Origin of the sequence: Leucobacter sp. M11, assembly GCF_035726885.1 — a bacterium.
GTDB lineage: Bacteria > Actinomycetota > Actinomycetes > Actinomycetales > Microbacteriaceae > JAPFRB01.
This window is the reverse complement of the sequence record NZ_JAPFRB010000006.1, coordinates 61,802-63,000: the sequence shown is the minus strand read 5'-3', so window position 1 is coordinate 63,000 and position 1,199 is coordinate 61,802. Positions and strand designations below refer to the sequence as shown.

2 protein-coding genes are annotated in these 1,199 nt (G+C 69.1%); both read right to left on the bottom strand.

Features of this window, described 5'->3' with window-relative positions:
- A partial coding sequence (locus OOT08_RS17355; RefSeq protein ID WP_325094107.1) for an alpha-hydroxy acid oxidase occupies window positions 1-350 on the bottom strand: 350 nt, incomplete at its 3' end.
- Window positions 351-506: 156 nt separating this feature from the next.
- On the bottom strand, window positions 507-1,199 hold a 693-nt coding region (locus OOT08_RS17350), incomplete at its 5' end, for a FadR/GntR family transcriptional regulator (RefSeq protein ID WP_325094106.1).

Sequence of the window (1,199 nt, the reverse complement as noted above, 5' to 3'; positions counted from 1 at the left end):
TCCGTCTGCATGAGCCGGGTGAAGCCCGTCGGCGCGATGCCGAAGGGCATCGAGCTTGACCCGCCCAGGATCTCCGTCGAGGTGTCGACGTGCTCCGCGGGGCGCAGGATGTCCGGGTGGAAGGTGATGTCCTCGAAGGCCTCGCGGGAGCGACGCATCGAGAGCTCACCCTCGGCCCCGCCGTCGGTGTAGTCGAAGGCGGCGGTGGGCGTGCGGCGCTTGGCGATCGTCCGGAGGTCGTAGGTGGTGAGCGCCGCATCGAGGCGGCGCTTCTTCCCGTCGAGTTCTGGTTTCTTGAACTTCATCAAGTCGAAGAGCTCGGCGGGCCTGGGCAGTTGGCGCTTGACCATCGGGGTCCTTTCAGTCAGAGCGGGAACTCGGCCCCGGCGGTTGCGGACGGGGCAGCTCCGACGCTGTCCCCGGTCAAACCCGTGTGGTCCAACCACACGAAAGACTACTCCGCGACCGGGGTCGCGTCAACGCCAGGTCCGTCGCCGCGAGGTGGCTCAGTCGCTCGTTTCCAGGTAGTAGCCGCGAATGTGGTCGCGAAGCAGATCGCGCGCGGCAACGCGATCACCGCCGCGCAGCTTCGCCAGGATCTCCGCGTGCTCGGCCCGCAAGCGGACCGCGGTCGCCTCCCAGTCCACGAGCGTGCGCGCCCGACTCAGGGTGTGATCGGCGATGGACAGCCGGAGGGCCTCCATCAGGGTGCTGATGAGCGGGTTATCCGCGGATCGGGACAGCGCGACGTGGAATTCGGCGTCGAGGGCGTGGAACTGTTCGATGGGGGTGCCCGGCTCATTCATGCGGCTGAGCAGCCGCTCCGCCAGGTCCCAGTCACCGCGGGCCGGGTCCGATTGCTCCGCCGCCCAGGTTTCCAGCATCAACCGGGTCTCGAAGACGTGCTGGGGCGCCACCTGCTTGGTCGCCAGCTGCAGATCGAGCGCGAGCGCGAGCGCCTGCTGCGGGGCCGCCGTCACGACGGTGCCCGAGCGCGGGCCGGAGCCCGTCGAGGTGCGAATCGTGCCGAGGGCCTCGAGCACCCGCATCGCCTCCCGCAGAGAACCGCGGGAGACCCCGATGCTCTCGGCGAGGGCACGCTCCCCCGGCAGGTGGTCGCCGATGCGGAGCCTGCCACTCGACAGCTCCTCGGTGACCCACTGCATAACGACCTCGTGCGCCTTCATCCTCCCGAGTAT